This window comes from Butyrivibrio sp. DSM 10294, assembly GCF_028539135.1.
Classification (GTDB): domain Bacteria; phylum Bacillota; class Clostridia; order Lachnospirales; family Lachnospiraceae; genus Butyrivibrio.
In genome coordinates this window covers 184459-206907 of sequence record NZ_JANSWL010000081.1, presented here as the reverse complement: position 1 = coordinate 206907, position 22449 = coordinate 184459, and the positions used below count along the sequence as shown (strand labels likewise).

Here is a 22449-nt window from a genome sequence, read left to right as displayed (position 1 = left end):
CCCCCTTGATAAACGCTTATTACTTGCTGAAAGCCATGTAGGCTGACTCAAGCATACTTACGGATGAAGCCTCATCCAGATCATAATCCCCGGTCACAGCCATGCAGCCTGCGCCGTGGATGAAGATCCACATCTTCATGAAAAGATCCTGTGCATTACCTGCACCCTTGGCAACTGCCTTGTTTATCTCTTTAACAACATTCTCATTACTGCCATTTACAAGGTCATACATGCTCTTGGACTCAGGTCCCTGCTCAGAGATGAAAAGGAGTCTGAACAGATGAGGATACTTCTGAGCAAATCCGATGTACGCAAGACCCAGGTCAACGAAAGGAACCTCGTGGGACTTGGTGTAATCGTTGTAATAATCTTCGTAGTAAACGGCTGCCTTATCGTAAACGTCCTTTTTAAGCGCATCCATATTTTCATAAATGCGGAAAATAGGCTGTGTGGAGCATCCTGCTGCTGCCGCAAGCTTCCTTGATGTTATCTGCTCAAAACCTTCTCTTTTGGTAATCTTGAATGCCGCATTTACTATTTCTTTCTGCGTAATGGTTGCTTTTCTGGACATGTTTTTATGCCTCCCCAAAGATTTTTTAATAGAATGTCATTAAGATTTTCAATGACACGCGTTATTATTTTACAGAATGAGCCCACCTCTGTCAATGGATTCACTAAGTTTCACTCAGATTTTATGACGCTTTTTCAATTGAATGGCATCTTCTAAAATGATACAATTAATAGATGACATTTTTTACCAAACGGGGGTAATAAATATGAGCAGACCACTTATCTGGGCACATCGAGGAGCCAGCGGCCACGCCCCGGAGAACACCCTCTCGGCCTTTGATCTTGCGGCCAAAATGGGAGCCGACGGCGTTGAACTGGATATTCAGCTTACCAAGGACGGCGCGATTGTCGTCTGTCATGATGAAAAAATAGACAGAACCAGTAACGGTGCGGGATTTGTCAGAGACTATACTCTGGCTGAGCTTAAGAAGTTCAATTTCTGCAATGGCAATCTTTTTTATGAGGATGCCACAATTCCAACCATGGAGGAAGTATTTAATCTCCTGGATCCCACAGGACTCACCATCAATATAGAACTCAAGACCGGCGTCTTCTTTTACCCCGGAATCGAGGAAAAGATCGTTGATCTTACCCATAAAAAGAACTGGCAGGACAGAGTCATCTACTCTTCCTTCAACCATTATTCGATCATGAAGATAAAAGAGATCGATCCTGACGCCAAACTGGGCTTTTTGTATGCGGACGGATCCCTCGACATGCCCCTCTACGGACATCAGCAGGGCGTCGATGCACTTCACCCCGCTCTTTACAACCTGCAGTACCCTCATTTCATGGAAGACTGCAGAAAACACGGACTTGATGTAAACGTATGGACCGTCAACAGCACCGCTGATATCAAGAGATGCATTGAGCTGGGAGTAAACGCCATCATAACCAATTATCCGGACAAAGCCAATTCCCTTCTTAGCTACAGAGAATCGGAGGAAGCATGAATAATGTTAAGCTCCTTGGGGAGGAGGATTTCCTCTCCGCCATGGAAAACGAAGTCAAGGACTGGTGCAAAAAATATGTCACCAGAGGTCAGCTAAAGGGCCGGGGCAACATAGATTTTAACTACTATGTATGCGATCCCGAAGGAGCCCCAAAAGCCAGCATCACTCTGGTTCACGGTCTTGGCGAATTCTTCGGTAAATTCCATGAATACATCTGGTATCTCACCCAGGCTGGCTACAAGGTCTTTTTCCTGGAACAAAGAGGTCACGGCTATTCCGGGGGAAAGCCCAAGGCAGTGGACACCATCTATATCGACAGCTACAGGACCTACGTGGAGGACCTTCACCGTTTCGTGGACAAGGTGGTGGTTCCCGAGAGCAGGGGCCTTGATATGTTCATCATCGCCCACTCAATGGGAGGCGCCATAAGCACTCTTTTTCTTGAGACCTATGATGGTTACTACAAGGGAGCTATCCTTAGTTCCCCGATGTTCAAGCTACTGGCGGGCAATGTCAATCCCCTCCTTCGCATTCTCCTTAAGGCCTATGCGATAATCTTCAGAAAAATGTACGACCTGGGGCCCAATCAGAAGCACTTTGATCCCAATCCGGATTTTGACAAGAGCAGTGCTCTTTCCAGACCCAGATTCGATTACCAGCTAATGCTAAGAATAAGGGATCAGCACTATCAGACAAGGGGCGCAACCTATGGCTGGGCCCTTGCCAGTATGCGGGTTCACGATGATATTATGAGAAATGCGGGAAAGCTACGACTTCCCATCACCATTATGACCGCAGGCCGCGATCATCTTATAGACGAGGCGGGTTATGAAGAGTTTAGCGGACTGGCTCCCGCTGCCAGGATTCACCCCTATCCCACCTCCAAACATGAGATCTTCAATGCCGATGAAGCCACAAGAAAAGCTTATTTTCGGGATGTTTTTGCAACTCTCGAGGGATATCTGACTCACTAAGGAATGGAAAAATGCCAAATAACAGTAACGACTTTTTTAAGACAGGATCCATAAGCGCCTCCGGAAGACGCTTTATTTCCGATGCTCCCAAGGACTTCCACTACACCTCCTTTGAGACCAAAAATCTGCTGAGAGCCTACGCTCCCGAATCCGATACGCCTCTTTTATACAAGAAGGCAGCGCTGGTGGAGCTTGAGCCACATCTCGTTTTTAACAAGGACAAGATCACCTTAAGCTTCAACATATATTCCGGTCAGGGCCACAGCTACGTGCTTAAGGACATCGCAGAGCTGATCAGGGCAATTGATGAGAACAGCACCGTCAGCTACGGCAAGCATCTGGAATTCACCCACGATCTGTCGGCCTTCTCCGATGCGTCAAAAAAGATAATCAGATTCCTTAGGGATTATTTCAGACATAAACAAAATGGCTTCACCTACTCCTACGCCAAGGGCCACAGCAAGCAGATCGAGCTTGAGGGCCATGAGATCGACGAGTTCTTCAGCTCCGTTTCAGGAGTTTACTACGTGAATAACGATTTCCGGGCAAAATACAGCGAGGAGCGCTATCTGGAGATAGTTCCCGTATTTCCGCCCATTGACCTTCACATTGACAAGACGCCGGGAGGCATCACCTTCGAAGCCAGCTCTTTTACCATGTTCGAGGGCTATTCCTATCTGTATTTCGAGAGGCGCAGGAAGCTCCACATGATCCCGAGAGTGGACGCTGAGCCTGTTATTCCTTTCCTTAGATTCCTGTCCGCAAGAAGGACTGAGAATGAGCTGTTTATTTCGGAAAAGGATCTGCCTGTTTTTTCAACGGGGCTCCTGCCTGTCATCGAGGAGTATTTCAACGTAGGCTCCGATGGTTTTGAGGCTTCATTGTACACTCCGGACATTCCGAAGTTCAGGCTCTATATCGATATGCCTGACGATTTCACCGTAACCTGCGACCTGCAGGCTCTTTATCATGAGGGAAAAAATACCGAAGAGGCCTATCATGTTTTCGAGGAGCCCTCGGCTTTTGATGCAAACGATGCCCGTGACAAGGAGCAGCTCCCCGTTATAAGACGCAATCTTTTTGCAGAAAATCAGGCCGCCAAGGCCATCAGCCCCCATTTTGACAAGCTTGATGCGGAAAAAGGACTTCTGATCCTCGGGGGCGAATCCGCAGAAAGCGATAGGATCTATACCTTTATTACCGATGACATTCCGTCCCTTGACCGCATCGGAGAGGTCTATCTGTCCGATAGCATCAAGGCTGTTCATATTGTTAAATCGCCCAAGATCTCTCTTGGTGTGTCCGTTGTTTCAGACCTTCTGCAGCTGTCCATAGTGCCGGAGGATCTGACAAATGATGAGCTGGACGAGATTCTTACCAGATACGACAGGAAGAAAAAATACTTCAGGCTTAAGTCCGGAGATATCGTGGACCTCTCAGGCAATGAGATGGAGCTACTGTATACACTAAGGGACGGTCTGTCTCTGACTTCCAAGGATATTCTTGAGGGACACGCAGCGGTGCCTAAGTTCAGGGCGCTGTTCCTGGACGATCTGTCGGGACAGAGTAAGGACTTTTTGGGGCCGCATCTGTCAAGAAGCAGAGAATTCAAGGCTTTGGTGGACTCTTTTAACGAAGACGAAAAAGCTATTCCTCTGCCCGAGAGTCTGTCGGAGGTTCTCAGAGACTACCAGAAGACCGGCTTCCAGTGGTTTGCAAGACTTAGGAAAAACGGCTTTGGTGCCGTACTGGCAGATGATATGGGCCTTGGTAAGACGCTGCAGGTGCTTACTCTTCTGCTTTCCATCAAGGAGAAAAATATTAAGGAGGGCAAAAAGAATAAGTGCTCCCTTATCGTGTGTCCCGCTTCCCTGGTCTACAACTGGCAGCATGAGATACAGAAGTTTACACCGCAGCTACACTGCGAGCTGGCGGTTGGAATAAAGCCCGACAGAGAGAGGGTCACCTCGGAGATTGACGAGGAAGGTACCGATGTTATCATTACTTCCTATGACCTTTTGAGAAGAGATATTGAGCTGTACAAGTATCTTTCCTTTGAATGTGAGATCATTGATGAAGCGCAGTTTATCAAGAATCCAAGCACGCAAGGTGCAAAGGCAGTTAAGTCCATCAGCGCTTCCTTTAAGATTGCCCTTACCGGAACTCCTATAGAGAACAGGCTCAGCGAGCTCTGGAGCATATTTGATTATTGTATGCCGGGGTATCTTTTCAGCTACAAAAAATTCCACGACGTGCTGGAGGGACCTGCTGTTTCCGAGAAGGATGAAAGTGCCATGGAGAGGCTTCGCAAGATGATCGCACCTTTTGTGATGCGTCGTCTTAAGAAGGATGTCCTTAAGGACCTTCCGGATAAGCTTGAGGAAAACATCTACGCTCCCATGACCAAGGAGCAGGCAGAGCTCTACAAAGCAAGGCTTCAGCATATCAAGATGATGGTGGAGCTTAAGAGCGATGAAGATTTCAAGAAGGACAGGATCGTTATCTTGTCGGAGCTTACAAGGCTTCGTCAGATATGCTGCGATCCCGGCCTTGTTTATGATGGCTATCAGGGAGGCAGCGCCAAGGCGGATCTGTGCCTTGAGATGATTAAAAGTGCTGCAGAGAGTGGCCACAAGATGCTGGTATTCTCCCAGTTTACATCAATGCTGGAGAGACTCACTGCCCTGCTTAAGAAAGAAGGCATCGGCTACTATCTCCTTACCGGTGCCACCAAGAAGGAAGATCGCATCAAAATGGTTGACACCTTCCAGGAAGATGAAACACCTGTATTCTGCATCTCGCTTAAAGCCGGCGGCACAGGCCTTAACCTGACTGCAGCGGACATCGTCATCCACTACGACCACTGGTGGAACCGCGCCGTCGAGAATCAGGCCACCGACAGAGCCCACAGAATCGGCCAGAAGAACGTGGTGACCGTATACAGGCTTATCATGCAGGACACTATTGAGGAGAGAATTATTCTCCTTCAGAACAAGAAAAAAGAGCTGGCTGAGCAGCTCTTGTCTTCGGATTCACTTAGCACTCCGAGTCTTTCGAGGAAGGATCTGCTGGAGCTGTTGGGGTGATAGTAGAGCTTGAGGATGTGATACGGGGGCGATTTTTATACCAATGGGGACGGTTCTAAATGGTAAAGTTTTTGCAAAGAAAAAACTTTACCATTTAGAACCGTCCCCATTGGTATAAAAATCGTCCCCTTGTCATCTACATTGTCAATAGATCAAAATTTCTTCCACTCAATTCCTTGCGGCTCGGTTTGATGCTCATTAAGCAATGCCTCTACCTCTTCATCTGTAATTTCTTGCGGTTCTCCGCCTTCATGGATAAGAGTATTGGCCTCTATACCATCAACCCAGGGGTAGTCAAACTCCCATTTATGTACAAAGCCTTCGTCCCTGTCAAATTCATATGCATCAATGAAATAGTCAAAGTAATAGGTCCAATAGCCGGAATCCGGAAGATAGCCATTTAACGCTCTTCCGCGGATTACTTCGCCATTTTTGACATAGTAAACGACATAAGTGTGCCCTTCGTCGTTCATTCTGGGGGTGATAAACAGTTCATCTACGCCATCGCCGTCTATATCATACAGGGCATAGCCCGGGGCTGTTGCCTGGCTGTAGTCGTAGCCCTCACCTTCATCGGAGAACATTTCCTCGCCGGATCTGTAGTGCTGCAGGATGCCTTTGTACAGTTCCATCGTGGATTCAGTGGGTGCGGATTGCGAGTCAGTGGGGACGGTTCTTTGTGACTCACAAGGCGAGTCAGAAAGAACCGTCCCCACTGACTCACAATCCGCACCCACTGAATCACCGATATTAGACACGAAATACAATCCAACACAAATAATCGCCGTTCCGATAACCATTAGCGCAAATGCAATAGGCCATTTTCCGTTTTTGTTAAAACCATAGAAGTCATCCCAGCGCTTATCTTCAGGCGCATATATAACATTATAAAGGTACAGTATGCCATACAAGATCACCGGTAGCAGACCAAGTGCTGCAACACCCACAGACATACTACGCCTCTCAAATGTGCAAAATGATATTAACGCCAACAAGGGATTTATCAGATGGAGCCACAGCTCAGTGCCCACATAGAGTTTTTGGTAGCCACCCATACTTGGTCCCAGGAAAAAGATAACCGTGAGCATAGTTACTGTAACCGCCACAGTTCCGATGTACTTCAGAATAAAAGCCCACTGCGCTCCGGCAAAAAAGCACATGCAAAGTGCAGCAACTGCGCAGAGCACATTACTCTGGGTTGTAAAAAACTTAAAGGCCTTCTCCGCTCTTTCGCGGCACCACTTACCATCTTTTCTAAGAAAACTAAAGGAAATGACAGCTGAGATAACCACAATCGCGATGTTTAATAAATATGGTAATGCGCTGTAAACAATGCTCATAGCCTTGATCTACCTCATTTGCTAAAACCGCTGATCAGCTTCTCTTTCTGCTTTCTGGAAAGCTGCTTGATGCTGTACTCTCTTTTCATGGCCTCTTCTTTGGTCTCAAACTCCTCATAATAAACGAGCTTTACCGGAAGCCTTGGTTTGGTATACTTGGCTCCTTTGCCCTCATTATGAGCAGTCATGCGCTTGTCCAGATCATTGGTCCAGCCGCAATATAAAGTGCCATCGGCACATTCTACCAAATAGGTGTAATTCTTTTTGTCCATATACTTATTTTACCGCGGAAATAGCTGCAAATACCAAATTGTTTTATACAACACCGCTCTCTAAAATTGAAAAAGTCTTATTCTCACAGTTAATCTCAGCCATCGCACCATAAGGTAAAATGAACATTGGAGATGAATGACCAAAATTTAATCCATAAACAATGGGGATTGCACAGGAATACTTGTCGAAAACTATCTTTTTAATTATTTTTGCTCGTTCCAAGAAATCCCTTTCTTCATTAGATTTTCCCAGGATGATTCCATTTAACTTGCTAAGAATTTCTCTTTGTCCCAGATACTCAAAAAATCCCTTTATGGCCTCTTCATCAAAAAACTCAGGGATATCCTCTATAAACATAATTGCGCCGTTATAGTCTTCATCCTTAAGCTCTATAGCTGTCCCTTCAAGTTCCGTAATTCCGGTATGACCACCTATGAGTCTTCCGGTTGCTATTCCTTGTCCTTGAATGAACTCATATCCCAGGCAAGGATGGTAACCACGCTTTATATCCGATCGGAAATTGTTGGATGCCTCATATGTCCACTCCTTAGCCGGTTCAATAATTCCAATCGGATCATTTTCAAACAGCGTTTTAACAAACCATCTTTTACTGTACTCATGCCATCCGGCCTGATCCGCTATCTGTGTCAGAAGATTATCCCCGTAAAAGGTTGAAAGTCCGCATTTATAGCAATATAGGTGAAGATACATAACATCGGAATATCCAATGAAAATCTTAGGATTAGCTGCAATCACATTAGAATCCAGATACGGAATTAGATTAATGCTGTCATTTCCTCCAACATTAGCTATAACTGCCTTTATATCCTTGTTCTCAAATGCCCACATAATATCTTCGGCCCGGGCCTTTGGATTTTGAGACAAATATTCAGAGCCTTTCATAGAATTGGGCGCATGGATCACATTAAGTCGAAGTTCCCGGAGTCTTAATACTCCAAGCTCATATTTCCATCTTATTCCTTCATCTCCAGCCCAACCATTGCAAGGACTTATGGTTGCAATTGTATCGCCGGCTTCAAGTCGCCCCGGCTTTATCAAGTTCTTCATACTTCATACCTCTCTCAAAATCAAGGCTATTCCGGAAATGATCAGCATAATTATCACAATCTTTTTCACATATTTCTCGTCGATCACACGGGCGCTGAGCATGCCTGCCCCAAGACCGGCCAGCATGCATGGTGCCAGCCATAGAGCCATCTTCAGGGCTTCTAAGGTGATTATTCCATACAGACTGTAGAGAATGATCCTAAAGGAGTTCTCAATCACAAAGACCAGGCAGATATTTGCCTTGAAAGACTTGGAATCCTCAGTCACTCTGCCTATATATGCGCCAAGCAGCGCTCCCACGCCGTATAGTCCGCACAAAAAGCCGGATAAAATACCTATGACCGTCAGAAGTATCCTCGACTGCTTCGCTTTTTTCGAAGAAAACTCTCTAAAGAGCATCTCTATTCCAACCAAAATCACAAGCACGCCGAAGATAATCTTAATGACTGTCACATCAGCATTTTTAAGAAAAAGAACACCTCCAAGGCTGCCGGCAATCACCAGAACCGATAGCGGGATGCAGATTTTTAAATCTATGGATCTGCGCTCTTTCCAACTGATTATCAGATTGGTGGGATAGCCAAGGATCAGCTCCACCGGAGAAATATTTATATTGGCATTGCCAAAGCTCAGTATTGAGGTAAAAACGAGAGTGTTGGCAAACCCGCACAGGCCCTTAACAAAAAAGGCACAAATCGTTGCAGTTATCCAAAAGATCATAGTTTTACCCAATATGAATGATAACCGTGATTAAAAACCTTTGCTCCGTCAGGCACCTGTCTGATGCAGTTGTATACGTTCACGATATCGCCCACCGCGCTAAAGACCATGCAAATGGAATAAAGTGCTACAGCTACGGCCAGCACAACAGGCACCGCTATAAACTGCGCCAGGATTACCCAGGCAGCAAAAGGTAATATTCCCAGAACAATTGCAGGTCCCAGGGACATGATCACGAATCTGCTCTTGCTTATATAATCCTCACTATAAACAAACAGTGCACCTGAGGAAGGAGCGACATAGACTTCTTTTTTGGCAGCTCTGGGAAATAAAACAGCATGAATATATTCGTGAATCCACATGGAAACTATCAGAAGCGCCACGAATATACCCATGGCCACGACAAAAGATTTCATCTCACTTCGCAGCGCCTGCTTGGTAATTCCCGCATAGTCAGCCTTAAGCCTTAGCCAGGAGATTGCCCCCATCAGCAGTATCAGCGGGAGTAATATTAAGGTTCCTATAGAAAAAGCCTCCCAGGTTGTGTCCGGTTCCTTAAACTGAACGGCGCCCTCAGGTAATTCTTTGCCGCTGGCAATCGTATCTATATCCCCTTTGAGAACTCCCTTATATTCAATATTCCACATGTATTAAATTCCTTTTCTGTCTTATTTTTTTGAGTAGGTTAAAGTGTGCTTTTTGACTATCCAAACTGCGAGTAAAATACAGGCAGCCTTAGCTACAGCGCTAATAGTTGCATTATCATCAGCAGTCAGCTGCGCCCCTGTGTTTACAAGAGCATGCTCAGGCATTCTTTATCATCTCTTCAAGCATTGCAGCAGCTTCGCCAACAAGATCATTGCAGGTTCTGCCTGTGCCGGTTCTCTGAGCGATCAGGGTCTTACAATCAAGACTTCCGTTCTTATCAAGAAAGGCCTTCTCATATTCGGCAGCCTTATCTATACCAAGCTTTTCAAGCATAGCTACAACGCTAAGATATGTTCCGCATTTACCATCAATACTTCTTGGAGCAGGCACCAGGTTCTTTGCCTCATCCTCAGATACACCAAGCGTCTCTGCAAATGCTAACGCCAGGGAAGTTGAACAGTTATTGCCATTTTTGTGAAAATTCCTGGCCTTAGTTTCTAATTCTGTCATAATGATATCCTCCTACAAAAAAACTAAAATCAATTGTCTGCTGCAACAAGCCCGGAAAGAGTGTTAAATAATTCAGGATACTCCTGCTTCATCCTTATTGGTCTGCCCTCCGTATTAAGAAAAGCATGGGATGATGTGCCCAGGCAAACCACATTTCCGTCCTTATTCTTCATTTCATAAGCAAGGTGGAGCTTAACTCCCTTGAACTCTTTTACTGAAACACTTATCGAAACCTGATCAGCGAAGGTCGTTGTCTTCTTGTAATCACAGGTTACATTAAGGACCGGGGAGATGATCCCCATCTCCTCAAGTCTGGCGTAATCCCAGCCTATCTGCGAAAGAAAATCCACCCTTGCCTCCTCCATCCACCTGATGTAGTTGGAATGGTGTGTGATCCCCATCCTGTCAGTTTCGTAATATTGCACTGTATGAATATAGTCCATGTCATAACCTCATGTTGAAAGCCAACCAAAAAATGTCACATCTTACTATATCGCCATGGTCAGTTAAGGTAAAGGAAAAAATCAGGAACATAAGATGAAAAAACGCCCCGAACATTTCTGTCCGGGGCGCGTGGATTCAGTTCAAGCCCTAACTTAGTTTAGATGCCAGATATCTCTGTTATATTCATTTATTGTTCTGTCTGAGGAGAAGAATCCTGCTTTTGCAATGTTGGTCAGCATCATCTTCTTCCACTTATCACGGTTCTCGTAATCAGCGAAGATCTGATCCTTCTTCTCTATGTAGCTCTCAAGGTCGATGAGAGTCATGAACCAGTCCTTGTTAAGGAGCTCGTCGTGGAGTCTCTTGAGGTTCTCCTTGTGACCAACCTTAAGGGCTTCCTTGCTGGTGATGAAATCAACAGCTTCCTTGATCACTTTACTCTTCTTGTAGTAATCCTTGGAAACGTAATCAGCCTTCTTGTAGTGCTCGATTACTTCATCAGCGCTGACACCGAAGATGTAGATGTTGTCATCGCCTACAAGCTCGTGGATCTCTACGTTGGCACCATCGTCTGTTCCAAGGGTTACGGCGCCGTTCAGCATGAACTTCATATTGCCGGTTCCGGAAGCTTCCTTGGATGCAAGAGAGATCTGTTCTGATACATCGCAGGCAGGGATAAGTCTCTCAGCGTAGCTTACATTGTAGTTCTCTACCATAACTACCTTCATGTACTTGTTAACATCAGGATCGTTGTTGATGATCTCCTGAAGAACAAGAATAAGGTGGATGATGTCTCTTGCGATTACATAGGCAGGAGCAGCCTTGGCACCAAAGATGAAGGTAAGAGGTCTTGCAGGCTTCTTGCCGCCCTTGATCTCAAGGTATTTATGGATAATGTAAAGAGCATTAATCTGCTGTCTCTTGTACTCGTGAAGTCTCTTTACCTGAATGTCAAAAATGGAATCGGGATCAACCTCTACTCCCTCGTGCTCCTTGAGGTAAGCAACCAACTCCTCTTTTTTGCCTCTCTTGATGGCCTCGAGCTTATCGAGAACTGCCTCATCGTCGATGTGGTCAAGGAGCTTCTCAAGTTTGTTTGCATCCTTCTTGAAGCCGTCTCCGATGGTCTCTGACAGGAAATCTGCCAACGGATGGTTACAGGAAAGAAGCCATCTGCGGAAGGTGATTCCGTTGGTCTTGTTGTTGAACTTCTCAGGATAGAGCTTGTAGAAATCATTAAGTTCACTGTTCTTGAGGATCTCTGTATGAATAGCTGCTACACCATTGATTGAGAAGCCATAGTGGATATCGATGAAGGCCATATGTACCTTCTTCTGCTTGTCGATGATCCAAACCTTGGAATTTCTCTTGTACTTGTCGCGGATTCTCTTATCCAGCTCCTTGATGTAAGGAACAAGCTGAGGAACCACCTTCTCAAGATACTCAAGGGGCCAGGTCTCAAGAGCCTCTGCCAGGATTGTGTGGTTGGTGTAGGCACAGGTCTTACTTACAACGTTGATGGCCTCATCGATATTGAAGGCTTTCTCCTCAACAAGAATCCTGATAAGCTCAGGAATGATCATTGTAGGATGTGTATCGTTGATCTGGATAACCGCATGGTTATGGAGCTCGTGAAGGTCATACTGACGCTCCTTCTGCTCTCTTAAGATAAGCTGTGCTGCATTTGAAACCAGGAAATACTCCTGATATATTCTAAGAAGATTACCTGCCTCATCGGAATCATCCGGATAGAGGAAAAGAGTAAGGTTCTTATCTATTTTGGTCTTGTCAAAGTCGATGCCTTTTTTAACAAGGCTCTCATCTACGGACTCAATGTCAAAGAGGCGGAGCTTGTTAACTCCGGTGTCATAGCCCACAACATCCATGTTATAGAGACGGGAAACAACCTTCTTATCGCCAAAAGATACCTCGAAGGTAGTATCTGTCTTCTCAAGCCAGGACTGGTCTTCGATCCAGTCGTTCTTCTCTGCATTCTGAAGGTGATCCTTGAATACCTGCTTAAAAAGTCCGAAGTGATAATTGAGTCCGATGCCCTCTCCGGCCAGTCCAAGGGTTGCGATGGAATCAAGGAAACATGCTGCAAGTCTTCCGAGACCGCCGTTACCAAGTGAAGGCTCAGGCTCGCACTCCTCTATATCTGCAAGATTCTTGCCGTTCTTCTCAAGAATAGCCTTAACTCTGTCATATACTCTCAAGTTGATAAGGTTGTTGGAAAGAAGCTTACCGATAAGGAACTCCATTGAAATGTAGTAAACCTTCTTCTCACCGTTATAAACCTCGGCAACATTCATAAGACGTGTTGTCATCTCCAGAAGAACGAAGTAGGTCTCGCGGTCCGTAAGTTCCCTTAGGCTCTTGCCAAACTTCTCGTCAGCCAGCTGCTCAAGCTGCTCTTCAAGATTAAGAACCAGAACGTCGCGCTGCATGTTGGTGTGCTTAGACATTTTAATATCTCCTCTCGCAATAAAAAACAATTTTCCCAGGAAAACGTTTTCTTAATTCATAATACATACTTTACCATGAGAAAACGTTTTCCGCAAGTTTTTTCTTACAAAATAATCTCAGCGGATAATATCCTCATACTTGATTCTCACCAGAGTATGGGGTATCACTACTTTTCTGCCCTTCTCTCCGCTCATAAGTCTGTCCAGCTCAATAAGAGCTTCCTCAGAGATCTTAACAAAGTCCTGCTTGACTGTGTTCATCTGCTTACCGGCGTAGCCCATGAGCAGTATCCCGTCAAAGCCGCAGACCGGTCTGAAGATGTCCATGTCTATCAGAGCCTTCATGGCTCCGATGGCCATAAGATCCGAGGCGCAGACAACGCAGTTTGTATTCTTGGCAAATTTCATGGTGATCTCTCTGGCCTTAAGCTCAGAGAAACCGCCGTTTCTTACGGTGAGCTTGAGCTTTTTCTCGGTGCAGAGCTTCTTGATACCATTAAGCCTCTCTGCGGTGACATAGCCGTTTTCTTCTCCGGCAATGTACAGAACCTTCTTGCACTTGTTCTCCGTAATGGTCTTCTTGGCAACGTCATATTGCGCTTTTTCATGGTCGACGCTGACGGATGATGTAGTGTCATTTACCATTGGTGCGTCGATGACCACCATCTTGAATTTTCCGCTGTCAATGAGCCTATGAAGGACCTTGTCCTTAGTGGTTAGGCCGTAAACGATGATGCCCTTAATCCCCTGGGAGGCAAAATAGCTGGTGACTTCCTCAAGGTTCATATCTTCGATCATGGAAGTAAAAACGGTGATGACATCCAGCTGCAGTTCCTTGGCCTTATGGACGGCTCCTGATATGTACTGCATGCCGATCTCGTCACTGGCCTGGGTCTCAAGATTGAGCTTGATGAGAAGTGCAACTCTGCCTGCCTTCTTGGAAGAAAGGGTAGCGGCTACGGCGTTTGGTACAAACCCCAAGCGTTCAACTACTTCATTTACCTTGGCTTTGGTTGCTTCGCTGACGTTGGGATAGTTGTTTAGCACCTTGGAAACAGTTGATATGGCTACGCCTGCTTCCCTGGCGACATCTTTGATGGAAACCATTTATTCTCCTTACTGTACCCGTGTTTTCGGAAAGCGTTTTCCGTACATGATATAATCATAACTTTTTACGACAGGTATGTCCAATGAAAATTGCATAAAAACATCAGCCTACAAAATATTGGCAGATTAGCTATGGCAGCTAATATGTGCGGCCAGGAGATAATGGATGGTCAGAACTTCGTATTTATGGGGGGTGGATGTAGATTTATGTCATAAAAGCTTGATAAATAGCAATATTTAGGTAGATAGAATTAGGAGAACGCAGTAAAATACTGACATGTTGCCGTTAAACATAATCAAATGGCGCATAAATTCTATATCAAGGAGGATTTTGTCTATGATGAAAAAAGGATTGTGGGGAGGATGTAAGAGATGAAGCCTAGCTTAAGATTTGTTATTGATGTTTTCATTTCACTGGCTGTTTCTGCAAGCTACTTCGTGTTATCCGGGGCTGAATTTGATATTGCGTTTTTCCTGTTTATTCAGGGCTGCGCAATTATAATGGCAACTTCTGTAGCTGTAGCACATCAGGATTGTTTCGAGCTTATAACCTTTGGTCTTTTGTACCTGAAGCACTCCATTCTGACCGTTTTGAAATGCTTTATCCCTTTGATCATTGTATACCTCATCACCGTTTACGGTATGAAGATGGACGAAAACAGCGAGACTTATATCAATTTCCTCGGCATTGTTTTCTGTATCACAGCTAACGTATACTGCTACATCAGAGATCTGAAGAGAAAAGCTGCAAAACAGGCCGCTGCAAACCAGGCTAACTCTCAGAGACCTGCAGCTTAAATTTAATACTGAGTAACTCAAAAAAGGAATGTCTCCTATTCACTTTCATGGATAGTCGACATTCCTTTTTTCTCTCGTTTCTAAAATCATCGCGTTGTACAAGAACTGCGTGTTTTCCGGTATTTTCCCCGTGCAGTCCCATTAATTCAGCTAGGTTTACTGCATTCACCAATCACATGGAGCCCATGATAAAGCTCCATTCAGAGGAGTTGGGTTTGGGGCTGTAGTGGATTCCGTCGGAGTCAATCTGAAGATTGGAATAGACGTAGGAGTACATGTCGATAACTTTGACTCCGTGTGCGTTTGCCCAGGCGGTTATCTGCTGGTTAAAGGCCGCCATGTCTTCGTTGCGGTATCTGGTGCTGTCCCATTCGTCAAGACACTCATTGGCTGTGGGTCCCACATTGCAGATCACAAGGTTGATTCCTCTGGCAAGAAGACCTTCATAATAGGTCTTGTACTGTTCTATGTTGTAATGATCATTGCAGCCAAGCCAGGTTACAACTGTATCGTATTCCGAGTCATAACGTCCCAAAATCTCAACCAAATAGTCATAGCCTTTGCCATTCTCGGCAAATACTCTCACACCGCCCTGATTTAGATCATATATCTCGTAGCCTTCTCCGTCGAAGATATCTACGGTTCTGGAATCTCCGATAAAAAAGATCCTTCCGTAGTCCTTAGGCTGCTCTGCTGCGGCTGCTTCCGGCTGCTGAGGGCTCTCAGTTTCTGCAGTAGTCTCCTGCTTATTAGGTTCTGCGGGAGCTGTCGAACTTACGGCTGCGGAATCGTCTTTTTGGGCTGCTTCCTTATCTGCAGGCTGCGTGGTAGCAGCGCTTGATGCATCGGAGCCCGCCTCGTTCTTGTCTGTAAGGGACATCTGCGCTGTGGCCTCTTCTGCTTGTGGGGCCTCTGTCTTATCAGCTGATGCCTCCTCTGCGCTACCCTCCTCTTCTGCCACCACTTCCACAAATGAAGCCTCTGAAACTCCGGACTCGGCGGTTATTTCTTTCTGACCACATCCAAACAGCATAGCGCAGGAAAGGATCATGGCTGCTACAAACTTTTTTTTCATAAATTACTCCATATTTTACTTATTGTTTTTTACTTATTGGCTTTCTTATCCCAGACCTCCGCTTCTGTTCCGATCACCTTGGAGGTGAATGGAGTTCCGTCATTTTTCTCGAAGTGTTCCTGTGCTTTTTTAACATACTTAAAGCCTATATACAAAAGAGGTATATTGCAATAAGCGATGAGAATGTTGGCAAAATCGGACAGATCCCACAGTGCTCCCAGGTCCATTCCTACGATTGATGTAAGCATTCCGAAGCAGATAACGGCGATGTCAATTACACGAATAACATTGATAAATGCGGCGCTCTTGCTGATTCTGTTTGCACAGATCTCAGAAAATGACATGAAGCCCAGAAGGCAGGTAAATGCAAACAGCCCAAAGCACAGTGATACCAAAAGGGTCACGGCGCTGTTAAACAAAGTTCCGGGTGTAAGCTCTGTGACCGATGCCAGATACTTGGGGAGCTTGCCCAGCTCAAACCATGCGTCAGCGGCATCTGTAAGCCATACTCTACCCATGATAACAACAAATCCTGTAAGTGTACAGATGACGATTGTATCCAAAAATACGCCGATGGCCTGAACACAGCCCTGATCGCAGGGGTGCGCTGCATCGGAAGCAGCTGCGGGCATTGTGATGGTACCCTGGCCGGCTTCGTTGGACATAAGACCTCTCTTAACGCCCTGCATAAGGGCAATTCCGAAGGCTCCGCCAAATACTGCTTCAGGTTTGAAGGCCTCGGTAAAAATGGCATAGAAGAACCAGGGAATACGTGTGAAGTTGATAAGGATCAGAACAAGCACTGTAACCACGTATACGATAGCCATGATCGGTACGAGAACGTCAGTTACTTTGGAAATCTTTTTGGTTCCGCCGAAGGATACGGCAACGGTTGCAATAATTACGATGGCAAAGCCGATCCAGTATACGGGATGAGTTGTAGGAAGGTCTGATCCGCTTACGATACTGCAGATCTGTCCCATTGCAGAAACCGTGTTAAAGCCCTGGGCGGGGAAGCACAAAATAGCATATATGATGTACATCAGTGACAGAACAACGCCCACAACTGCGGAATTCTTAAGAAGTCTTCTGCCGTAAAAGGCCATACCTCCGATGTACTCTCCGTCTTTTTCCTCCTTGAATATCTGGGAAAGGGTGGACTCGACAAAGGCTGTTGCCATTCCGAAAAAGGCTGAGATCCACATCCAGAGCAGGGCTCCGGGGCCGCCCACCGATACCGCACCGGTGACACCAAGGATATTCCCCGGGCCGACACGCATGGCAGTTGATAGGAAGAATGAGGCCAGAGGCGAGATTCCTGTTTTGGCCTTGCTGTTCTTAAGAACCTCGATGCCATGTTTGAATTTGCGAACCTGAATGAAACGAAGTCTGATCGTAAAATAGATACCCGAGCCAATCAGCAAAATGATGGCCAGTGAGAAATTTCCCAAGATGGGAATGTTTGAATACCATGAAAAATTCGTGGGGAAGTCCCAAAAAAGATCGGAAACAACCTGAATTCTCCCACATACTGCCGTGATAAACGCCAATAATCCATCCATACTTTTTTCCTCCGATTTAATCTAAAAAAATATTGTCCCCAAGAATATATCTATAATTTCATTATACGCCTGATCTACGGTATTTCGTCAGCATAAAATGCTGTCTGTCTTGCAAAAAGCGCTTGATGGGCAGAAAAAAGGTGCCGGACCGTTATAGGTACGACACCTTTGAATGCTATTTTATTTATTTGGCTACAACCTTGCTTCCCTTGTGCCTCTCAATCCTGGAACCTCCGCCAAGCTTGATGGTATCCTTGATAAGGTCGTTCATGATATCTTTGTAAGCTGTCTTGCCGTCTTTTTCGAAGCCGCTCTCCAGTGAATCAAATTCGTCGGAATCAAAGAGGATTGCCATGGTGTTGCCGTCCTCGAGGCGAAGAAGGATCGTGGTCTTCATACCAAGAATGGCTTTGGTGTACTCATAGTCCTCAGCTCCAAGGAATTTCTCTATATCTTCCACTTCACCTGTAAGGGCATCTGCTGCCTGTGACAGATCAAACTCCGACAGAGTCTGACTGATTCCTTCGATTACGGCATCCTCTTCAATAGGAGGCTCTGTAAGCGCATCTGCATCGACGTTCAGCATCATATCGGGCATCTCTGCAGAGGTCTCCTCTTCCGGAACTTCCTCCATCATTGACATATCTGCTGGCATCTCTTCAAGGGCAGGCATATCTGCAGGCGCCTCGGCTGCTGCTTCGCCGGCCATCATTGCTGCCATCATCGCATCCATTTCAACAGGAGCTTCCTCGGCTGCCGGCATCTCTGCTGCCATTTCAACGGGTACCTCAGGGGCTGCTTCTGCTGTCTCTGTTCCCGGCATCGGTGCATCTCCTGCAGCGATCATTGCTGCAAGAACGGGATCTATATCAAGCGCTTCCGCATCCAGAGCAACCGGTTCTGCAACAGGGATATCTATGGGGGCTTCCTCGGCTGTTACATTTTCTACGAGCGCTTCTGCTACTGACATATCTGCAGGCATCTCTACAGGTGCCTCTGCCACAGGCATATCTGCAGGGATATCTATCGGGGCCTCGGCTGCGGCTGCCTCTGGTGCTGCCTCTCCGGCCATCATTGCTGCCATCATTGCTTCCATATCTGCCGGCGCTTCCTCAGCTGCTACGTTTTCTACAAGTGCCTCTGCTACTGACATATCTGCAGGCATCTCTACCGGTGCTTCGGCTACAGGTATATCTGCAGGAATATCTATCGGGGCCTCGGCTGCGGCTGCCTCTGGTGCTGCCTCTCCGGACATCATCGCTGCCATCATTGCATCCATATCCGCAGGTGCTTCTTCCGCTACAGGCATTTCTGCCGGTGCCTCTGCTACAGCTGCTTCAGGCGCTGCCTCTCCGGCCATCATTGCTGCCATCATTGCATCCATATCCGCAGGTGCCTCTTCAGCTACAGGCATCTCTACAGGTGCTTCGGCTACAGCTGCTTCTGGGGCTGCTTCTCCGGCCATCATCGCTGCCATCATTGCATCCATATCCGCAGGTGCTTCTTCCGCTACAGGCATTTCTGCCGGTGCCTCTGCTACAGCTGCTTCAGGCGCTGCTTCTCCGGCCATCATCGCTGCCATCATTGCATCCATATCTACAGGTGCTTCTTCAGCTACAGGCATTTCTGCCGGTACCTCTGCTGCCGGTGCTGCCTCTGCTGCTGCCAACATAGCTGCAAGGGCAGGATCCACATCCGGAGGTGCCTCCTCAAGTGTAGGCATCTCTCCCGTAGCGCCTTCTCCGGCCATCATCGCTGCCATCATTGCGTCCATATCAGCCGGAGCCTCTGCTGCCGTCGGTACAGGCTCGGCTGCCGGTGCTTTCGCAGGTGCCTCAGCTGCCATAGCCGCCATCATCGCATCCACATCGGATGCAGTCTCGGCTGCGGCCATTGCTGCCATCATCGCTTCCGGATCTACCGGCGCAGGTGCAGGAGCTTCCTCAGCGGGTGCCGCCTCTGCGGGAACCTCTGCTGCGCTTGCCGCCATTATATCCTCTACACTGGGAATGTCCATAATTGGTTCAGGTTCCGCAGCTTTTTTGGGAGCAGGAGCCGGTGGCGGCGCTTGTTCCGGTGCCGCTGCAGGCGCGGCTGCGGCCTCTTCTGCCTTCATAGCAGCCAAAAGATCATCCACATTGGCAGTAGAAAGATCCTGCCCATTAAGAATATCCTGAGTGCTCATGCCATCCATGCTGTTTCTCCTTTCGATTTATATCCAAAATTCATTATTCCGTACATTTATTAGAGCATAAAGCGTCTAGCTATATTATCCTTTATTTCCCCGTGAATTTACAGTAAATTTTCTATAAAATCCGCAAATTTTCTGTGATTTGAGCCTGTCAGACCGCTCCGCAGACAGCCTATTTTTTCCCAAAAAACTTGTAGGAATACCCCTTCACAGCATATTCGCGAAGAGAGTCCTTGATCATTGTCGCATCCTGGTCTCGTTTCTTCTGAACAATGTTTACATCCGGTGAAATCCTACTGCTGACATCCTCCAGCTCCTGACTAAGCTGCTGAATGTTATGGGACATATTCAGCATCATCCCTGCCATATTCCTCATCATCTGAACAATGCTGTCCTGATTCTCCTTGACGAAGTCCCCCATGGTTCCTTCCGTAACTCTAAGGAGCTTAACCTGAGAAAAAGTGATGATGGTATAGATCGCCGGTTTATGAAGCAGAAGCCCGAATTCTCCAAAGCAGGCTCCCGGGCTCAAAATTCCCAGAAGCACTTCCTTATCAGTTCCGTAGCCGGTGTACATCTCCACATTTCCCTCAATGACCTTGTACATATCAAGGTTAACCTCTCCTTCACTAAGGATTGTCATACCCGCCGGAACTGTGATTATCTTATTTTGATTTTTTACAGAATAGGCATCGAATACGTTTTTATCCATCTGCTGTGCCTCCGTCATAAAACACATTCACCCATTTTTCTGATTATATTTTAAATGAGCGTTATACCGATAACAAATTAAACGTTTATAAACGCATTTTTGTATCGTGCGCCATGCTATAATGATTATAAGTATGAAAGGGGGATTATTATGGGCAGAAATCATGAAGTGACAACCGTTCACGACCTGCTGGATGAAAACGGCGAACTCTCAGAGCCCGGTTGGAGCCGCAGACTCTTGCAAAGATATGACAGAAGCAGGATCAAGGCTCCCGCATGGCGTATCAAAGAGTGGGATTACTATCTGGTTCTAAACAAGGATTTTGCCGGTGCTTTCACTATCTCGGATGATGGCTATATCGGACTTCAGTCCGTGTCTCTTATCGAGTTTGGTGATAATCCGTGGGAGCACACCGAAACAGTTCTAAATGCACTTCCAATGGGCAAAATAAGACTCCCTTCAGACTCTTCGACAGGCAGCACCACCTATAGCGATGGCAGGCTTCAAATGTCCTACGAAGTAACAGAGGGTCAGCGCCATATCACCTGCTCTTTTGACAACTTCTTCGAAGGTAAGCCCTTCAAATGTGACATTATCCTAAGGCAGCCCGACATGGATACCATGGTCATCGCAACTCCCTGGGATGAGAAGCGCGCTTTTTACTACAACCAGAAGATAAACACCATGCGTGCCTCCGGCTATATGGAATACGACGGCAAAAAATATGAATTCGACCCGAAGACTGATTTCGGCACCCTTGACTGGGGCCGCGGTGTCTGGACCTACGACAATACCTGGTATTGGGGATCAGGTAACTGCGATATAGACGGAAACGCCTTTGGCTTTAATATTGGCTATGGCTTTGGCAACACTTCCGCCGCCACCGAAAACGTACTTTTTTACAACGGAAAAGTACATAAGCTGGATGACGTAACCTTCCATCTTCCCGAATCAGGTTACACAGATCCCTGGAAAATCACTTCCTCCGACGGGAGATTTGAAATGGATTTCATTCCGGTTCTTGACCGTGCAGCCTACATGAATTTCAAGATAATTGCCTCCGATCAGCACCAGGTATTTGGCAAAATGACCGGTAAGGCCGTTCTGGATGATGGCACCGTTATCGAAATCAAAGATATGATGTGTTTCGCAGAAAAAGTACATAACAAATTTTAAGACGACTAAAAAACTCCTGAACCCATCAATCCGTTAAAAGATGAATTCACGAACGAAGTCATTGGCGGGAGTTTCCAATATTTCCTTAGGGGTCCCCACCTGCTGAACCACGCCTTCATTAAGGACAAAAATACGGTCGGACATATCCACGGCTTCAGTGAGGTCGTGGGTTACATAGACAATGGTTATGGCGTATTTTTTCTGGATCTCCTTGATCTCTCTGCGCATTTTTTTGCGAAGTCTTGCATCAAGGTTTGATAAGGGCTCGTCGCAGAGAAGGATTCCTGATTCCGATACCAGTGCTCTTCCAAGGGCAACTCTTTGCTGCTGACCGCCGGAGAGCTTGGAGGGCATGGTTTTCTCATAGTCAGACAAACCCATTTCCTCAAGGATATTCCTTACCTTTTCCTGAATCTCAGCTTTCGGACGTTTTCTGATCTTAAGAGGGTAGGCCACGTTGTCAAAAACGTTCATGTGGGGCCACACCGCATAGGACTGGAATACCATACCGATATTGCGGTTTTCCGGCGGTACGAAGGTATCCTCTCCGCTGACCTTTTTATCACCGATGAAGATCTCGCCGGTGGTGGGCTTCTCAAAGCCCGCTATCATGCGAAGGGTTGTGGTCTTACCGCAGCCTGAGGGGCCCAGGAGAGTTATGAATTCTCCGTCTGCGAACTCCGCATCGAATTTCTCTATTATTCTGCTGTTTCCAAAGCTTTTGGTCACATTTTTTAATGTTATGGTTGCCATAATTTCCTCCGTTATAGCTTTTTC

Annotated in this window: 20 protein-coding genes; 5 read left to right on the top strand and 15 right to left on the bottom strand. The window is 46.4% G+C overall.

Annotated elements, in window-relative coordinates:
- Positions 1 to 19 precede the first annotated feature (19 nt).
- The gene (locus tag NXH67_RS13090; protein WP_022778211.1) at positions 20 to 571 is read right to left on the bottom strand and encodes a TetR/AcrR family transcriptional regulator; all 552 of its coding nucleotides are present in this window, start codon (positions 569 to 571) and stop codon (positions 20 to 22) included.
- Between the two features lie 205 nt (positions 572 to 776).
- On the opposite strand from NXH67_RS13090, the gene NXH67_RS13085 reads away from it, so the two are divergent.
- Genes NXH67_RS13085 through NXH67_RS13075 form a run of 3 tightly spaced genes read left to right on the top strand, consistent with a single transcriptional unit; the run spans position 777 to position 5583 of the window.
- Positions 777 to 1523 carry a glycerophosphodiester phosphodiesterase gene (locus NXH67_RS13085; protein ID WP_022778212.1) on the top strand — a complete coding sequence of 249 codons (747 nt, stop codon included), beginning with the start codon at positions 777 to 779 and terminating at the stop codon, positions 1521 to 1523.
- On the top strand, positions 1520 to 2497 hold the full coding sequence (locus NXH67_RS13080; RefSeq protein ID WP_272797649.1) for an alpha/beta fold hydrolase: 978 nt from the start codon (positions 1520 to 1522) through the stop codon (positions 2495 to 2497). Before NXH67_RS13085 ends, NXH67_RS13080 begins: the two co-directional genes overlap by 4 nt.
- 11 nt (positions 2498 to 2508) lie before the next feature.
- Entirely contained in the window at positions 2509 to 5583 is a 3075-nt protein-coding gene (locus tag NXH67_RS13075; protein ID WP_272797648.1) for a DEAD/DEAH box helicase, read from the top strand.
- Positions 5584 to 5735: 152 nt separating this feature from the next.
- Here the strand turns inward: NXH67_RS13075 and NXH67_RS13070 are convergent, their stop codons facing one another.
- From NXH67_RS13070 to NXH67_RS13030, 9 genes are all read right to left on the bottom strand, one after another.
- The gene (locus NXH67_RS13070) at positions 5736 to 6923 is read right to left on the bottom strand and encodes a hypothetical protein (protein ID WP_272797647.1); all 1188 of its coding nucleotides are present in this window, start codon (positions 6921 to 6923) and stop codon (positions 5736 to 5738) included.
- Positions 6924 to 6937: 14 nt separating this feature from the next.
- Positions 6938 to 7195: a GIY-YIG nuclease family protein gene (locus NXH67_RS13065; protein ID WP_272797646.1), complete on the bottom strand. Its 258-nt coding sequence runs from the start codon at positions 7193 to 7195 to the stop codon at positions 6938 to 6940.
- Between the two features lie 43 nt (positions 7196 to 7238).
- Complete coding sequence (locus tag NXH67_RS13060; protein ID WP_272797645.1) at positions 7239 to 8255, bottom strand: S66 peptidase family protein; 1017 nt, start codon at positions 8253 to 8255, stop codon at positions 7239 to 7241.
- A gap of 12 nt (positions 8256 to 8267) precedes the next feature.
- Complete coding sequence (locus NXH67_RS13055) at positions 8268 to 8984, bottom strand: sulfite exporter TauE/SafE family protein (RefSeq protein WP_272797644.1); 717 nt, start codon at positions 8982 to 8984, stop codon at positions 8268 to 8270.
- Entirely contained in the window at positions 8981 to 9631 is a 651-nt protein-coding gene (locus NXH67_RS13050; protein ID WP_272797643.1) for a DUF3267 domain-containing protein, read from the bottom strand. The genes NXH67_RS13055 and NXH67_RS13050 overlap by 4 nt, the downstream gene beginning before the upstream one ends.
- Before the next feature lie 157 nt (positions 9632 to 9788).
- Positions 9789 to 10142, bottom strand: a complete 354-nt coding sequence (locus NXH67_RS13045) for a C-GCAxxG-C-C family protein (RefSeq protein ID WP_022778218.1) — start codon at positions 10140 to 10142, stop codon at positions 9789 to 9791.
- A gap of 29 nt (positions 10143 to 10171) precedes the next feature.
- Entirely contained in the window at positions 10172 to 10585 is a 414-nt protein-coding gene (locus NXH67_RS13040) for an acyl-CoA thioesterase (protein ID WP_022778219.1), read from the bottom strand.
- A 153-nt stretch (positions 10586 to 10738) separates the two neighbouring features.
- Positions 10739 to 13051, bottom strand: coding sequence for a glycogen/starch/alpha-glucan phosphorylase (locus NXH67_RS13035; RefSeq protein ID WP_272797642.1), 2313 nt, complete (start codon positions 13049 to 13051; stop codon positions 10739 to 10741).
- 117 nt (positions 13052 to 13168) lie between these two features.
- Positions 13169 to 14158, bottom strand: coding sequence for a LacI family DNA-binding transcriptional regulator (locus NXH67_RS13030; protein ID WP_022778221.1), 990 nt, complete (start codon positions 14156 to 14158; stop codon positions 13169 to 13171).
- Between the two features lie 372 nt (positions 14159 to 14530).
- Between NXH67_RS13030 and NXH67_RS13025 the strand changes: the two genes are divergently transcribed.
- Positions 14531 to 14956: a hypothetical protein gene (locus NXH67_RS13025; RefSeq protein WP_272797641.1), complete on the top strand. Its 426-nt coding sequence runs from the start codon at positions 14531 to 14533 to the stop codon at positions 14954 to 14956.
- Positions 14957 to 15128: 172 nt separating this feature from the next.
- Here NXH67_RS13025 and NXH67_RS13020 read toward each other — a convergent pair whose 3' ends face one another.
- From NXH67_RS13020 to NXH67_RS13005, 4 genes are all read right to left on the bottom strand, one after another.
- Positions 15129 to 16031, bottom strand: a complete 903-nt coding sequence (locus NXH67_RS13020) for an SGNH/GDSL hydrolase family protein (protein ID WP_272797640.1) — start codon at positions 16029 to 16031, stop codon at positions 15129 to 15131.
- 29 nt (positions 16032 to 16060) lie between these two features.
- Positions 16061 to 17593 (bottom strand): alanine/glycine:cation symporter family protein, encoded by a 1533-nt coding sequence (locus NXH67_RS13015; protein ID WP_272797639.1) that lies wholly within the window; start codon positions 17591 to 17593, stop codon positions 16061 to 16063.
- 184 nt (positions 17594 to 17777) lie between these two features.
- Positions 17778 to 19787, bottom strand: a complete 2010-nt coding sequence (locus NXH67_RS13010; RefSeq protein ID WP_272797638.1) for a hypothetical protein — start codon at positions 19785 to 19787, stop codon at positions 17778 to 17780.
- Between the two features lie 169 nt (positions 19788 to 19956).
- Entirely contained in the window at positions 19957 to 20496 is a 540-nt protein-coding gene (locus NXH67_RS13005) for a Crp/Fnr family transcriptional regulator (RefSeq protein WP_272797637.1), read from the bottom strand.
- Positions 20497 to 20646: 150 nt separating this feature from the next.
- Between NXH67_RS13005 and NXH67_RS13000 the strand changes: the two genes are divergently transcribed.
- The gene (locus tag NXH67_RS13000) at positions 20647 to 21672 is read left to right on the top strand and encodes a DUF2804 domain-containing protein (RefSeq protein ID WP_272797636.1); all 1026 of its coding nucleotides are present in this window, start codon (positions 20647 to 20649) and stop codon (positions 21670 to 21672) included.
- A gap of 33 nt (positions 21673 to 21705) precedes the next feature.
- On the opposite strand, the gene NXH67_RS12995 is transcribed toward NXH67_RS13000, so the two are convergent.
- Positions 21706 to 22425 carry an ABC transporter ATP-binding protein gene (locus NXH67_RS12995; RefSeq protein ID WP_022780095.1) on the bottom strand — a complete coding sequence of 240 codons (720 nt, stop codon included), beginning with the start codon at positions 22423 to 22425 and terminating at the stop codon, positions 21706 to 21708.
- Positions 22426 to 22449 lie beyond the last annotated feature (24 nt).

Excerpts from the sequence above, each read along its gene's own strand:
- NXH67_RS13000 (WP_272797636.1), top strand. The coding sequence starts at position 20,647 with ATGGGCAGAAATCATGAAGTGACAACCGTTCACGACCTGCTGGATGAA.
- NXH67_RS13020 (WP_272797640.1), bottom strand. The coding sequence starts at position 16,031 with ATGAAAAAAAAGTTTGTAGCAGCCATGATCCTTTCCTGCGCTATGCTG.
- NXH67_RS13040 (WP_022778219.1), bottom strand. The coding sequence starts at position 10,585 with ATGGACTATATTCATACAGTGCAATATTACGAAACTGACAGGATGGGG.
- NXH67_RS13050 (WP_272797643.1), bottom strand. The coding sequence starts at position 9,631 with ATGTGGAATATTGAATATAAGGGAGTTCTCAAAGGGGATATAGATACG.
- NXH67_RS13005 (WP_272797637.1), bottom strand. The coding sequence starts at position 20,496 with ATGGATAAAAACGTATTCGATGCCTATTCTGTAAAAAATCAAAATAAG.
- NXH67_RS13030 (WP_022778221.1), bottom strand. The coding sequence starts at position 14,158 with ATGGTTTCCATCAAAGATGTCGCCAGGGAAGCAGGCGTAGCCATATCA.
- NXH67_RS12995 (WP_022780095.1), bottom strand. The coding sequence starts at position 22,425 with ATGGCAACCATAACATTAAAAAATGTGACCAAAAGCTTTGGAAACAGC.
- NXH67_RS13010 (WP_272797638.1), bottom strand. The coding sequence starts at position 19,787 with ATGGATGGCATGAGCACTCAGGATATTCTTAATGGGCAGGATCTTTCT.
- NXH67_RS13070 (WP_272797647.1), bottom strand. The coding sequence starts at position 6,923 with ATGAGCATTGTTTACAGCGCATTACCATATTTATTAAACATCGCGATT.
- NXH67_RS13045 (WP_022778218.1), bottom strand. The coding sequence starts at position 10,142 with ATGACAGAATTAGAAACTAAGGCCAGGAATTTTCACAAAAATGGCAAT.
- NXH67_RS13065 (WP_272797646.1), bottom strand. The coding sequence starts at position 7,195 with ATGGACAAAAAGAATTACACCTATTTGGTAGAATGTGCCGATGGCACT.
- NXH67_RS13090 (WP_022778211.1), bottom strand. The coding sequence starts at position 571 with ATGTCCAGAAAAGCAACCATTACGCAGAAAGAAATAGTAAATGCGGCA.
- NXH67_RS13075 (WP_272797648.1), top strand. The coding sequence starts at position 2,509 with ATGCCAAATAACAGTAACGACTTTTTTAAGACAGGATCCATAAGCGCC.
- NXH67_RS13025 (WP_272797641.1), top strand. The coding sequence starts at position 14,531 with ATGAAGCCTAGCTTAAGATTTGTTATTGATGTTTTCATTTCACTGGCT.
- NXH67_RS13080 (WP_272797649.1), top strand. The coding sequence starts at position 1,520 with ATGAATAATGTTAAGCTCCTTGGGGAGGAGGATTTCCTCTCCGCCATG.
- NXH67_RS13015 (WP_272797639.1), bottom strand. The coding sequence starts at position 17,593 with ATGGATGGATTATTGGCGTTTATCACGGCAGTATGTGGGAGAATTCAG.
- NXH67_RS13035 (WP_272797642.1), bottom strand. The coding sequence starts at position 13,051 with ATGTCTAAGCACACCAACATGCAGCGCGACGTTCTGGTTCTTAATCTT.
- NXH67_RS13055 (WP_272797644.1), bottom strand. The coding sequence starts at position 8,984 with ATGATCTTTTGGATAACTGCAACGATTTGTGCCTTTTTTGTTAAGGGC.
- NXH67_RS13085 (WP_022778212.1), top strand. The coding sequence starts at position 777 with ATGAGCAGACCACTTATCTGGGCACATCGAGGAGCCAGCGGCCACGCC.